The sequence below is a fragment of the Salinicola sp. 4072 genome, assembly GCF_036663415.1.
In the GTDB taxonomy this organism is placed as follows: domain Bacteria; phylum Pseudomonadota; class Gammaproteobacteria; order Pseudomonadales; family Halomonadaceae; genus Salinicola; species Salinicola salarius_A.
In genome coordinates this window covers 1-1,861 of record NZ_JAXOVV010000064.1, presented here as the reverse complement: position 1 = coordinate 1,861, position 1,861 = coordinate 1, and the positions used below count along the sequence as shown (strand labels likewise).

The window sequence follows — 1,861 nt, the reverse complement described above, 5'->3', positions numbered from 1 at the left end:
CGCTCTTTAACAATCGATCAGGTAATTGATGTGGGCGCTTGTTCTCGCGTGACAGCCAGTCACGACATATCGAGGCAAGCGACTCGTCAAGATTCGTTTGACCTTGAACCAAGTTTGGTCCGCTTTTCGCTTCATCCTCGGATGGAGAGAAGTAAGGGCTATCAGACTTTAAACTGAAGAGTTTGATCATGGCTCAGATTGAACGCTGGCGGCAGGCCTAACACATGCAAGTCGAGCGGCAGCACGGGGAGCTTGCTCCCTGGTGGCGAGCGGCGGACGGGTGAGTAATGCATAGGAATCTGCCCGGTAGTGGGGGATAACGTGGGGAAACCCACGCTAATACCGCATACGTCCTACGGGAGAAAGCAGGGGATCTTCGGACCTTGCGCTATCGGATGAGCCTATGTCGGATTAGCTAGTTGGTAAGGTAACGGCTTACCAAGGCGACGATCCGTAGCTGGTCTGAGAGGATGATCAGCCACACTGGGACTGAGACACGGCCCAGACTCCTACGGGAGGCAGCAGTGGGGAATATTGGACAATGGGCGAAAGCCTGATCCAGCCATGCCGCGTGTGTGAAGAAGGCTTTCGGGTTGTAAAGCACTTTCAGCGAGGAAGAAAGCCTCTGGGTTAATACTTCAGAGGAAGGACATCACTCGCAGAAGAAGCACCGGCTAACTCCGTGCCAGCAGCCGCGGTAATACGGAGGGTGCGAGCGTTAATCGGAATTACTGGGCGTAAAGCGCGCGTAGGTGGCTTGGCACGCCGGTTGTGAAAGCCCCGGGCTCAACCTGGGAACGGCATCCGGAACGGCCAGGCTAGAGTGCAGGAGAGGAAGGTAGAATTCCCGGTGTAGCGGTGAAATGCGTAGAGATCGGGAGGAATACCAGTGGCGAAGGCGGCCTTCTGGCCTGACACTGACACTGAGGTGCGAAAGCGTGGGTAGCAAACAGGATTAGATACCCTGGTAGTCCACGCCGTAAACGATGTCGACTAGCCGTTGGGACCTTTAAGGACTTAGTGGCGCAGTTAACGCGATAAGTCGACCGCCTGGGGAGTACGGCCGCAAGGTTAAAACTCAAATGAATTGACGGGGGCCCGCACAAGCGGTGGAGCATGTGGTTTAATTCGATGCAACGCGAAGAACCTTACCTACCCTTGACATCCAGAGAAGTTGGCAGAGATGCCTTCGTGCCTTCGGGAACTCTGAGACAGGTGCTGCATGGCTGTCGTCAGCTCGTGTTGTGAAATGTTGGGTTAAGTCCCGTAACGAGCGCAACCCTTGTCCTTATTTGCCAGCGAGTAATGTCGGGAACTCTAAGGAGACTGCCGGTGACAAACCGGAGGAAGGTGGGGACGACGTCAAGTCATCATGGCCCTTACGGGTAGGGCTACACACGTGCTACAATGGCCGGTACAAAGGGTTGCGAGACCGCGAGGTGGAGCGAATCCCAGAAAGCCGGCCTCAGTCCGGATCGGAGTCTGCAACTCGACTCCGTGAAGTCGGAATCGCTAGTAATCGTGAATCAGAATGTCACGGTGAATACGTTCCCGGGCCTTGTACACACCGCCCGTCACACCATGGGAGTGGACTGCACCAGAAGTGGTTAGCTTAACCTTCGGGAGAGCGATCACCACGGTGTGGTTCATGACTGGGGTGAAGTCGTAACAAGGTAGCCGTAGGGGAACCTGCGGCTGGATCACCTCCTTAAACGATTAGCTTAGCGTGGTTCAAGCGCTCACAATCAATTACCTGATCGGCCAGAGCAAGACTGTTTGGGTCTGTAGCTCAGTTGGTTAGAGCGCACCCCTGATAAGGGTGAGGTCGGCAGTTCGAGTCTGCCCAGACCCACCAAATTTT

At 55.1% G+C, this 1,861-nt stretch carries 1 tRNA gene and 1 rRNA gene; both read left to right on the top strand.

The window, feature by feature from the left end:
- Positions 1 to 170 precede the first annotated feature (170 nt).
- A 16S ribosomal RNA gene (locus tag R3F72_RS18425) occupies positions 171 to 1,711 on the top strand.
- 67 nt (positions 1,712 to 1,778) lie between these two features.
- Positions 1,779 to 1,855 (top strand) — tRNA-Ile (locus R3F72_RS18420).
- The last annotated feature ends 6 nt before the right edge of the window (positions 1,856 to 1,861 follow it).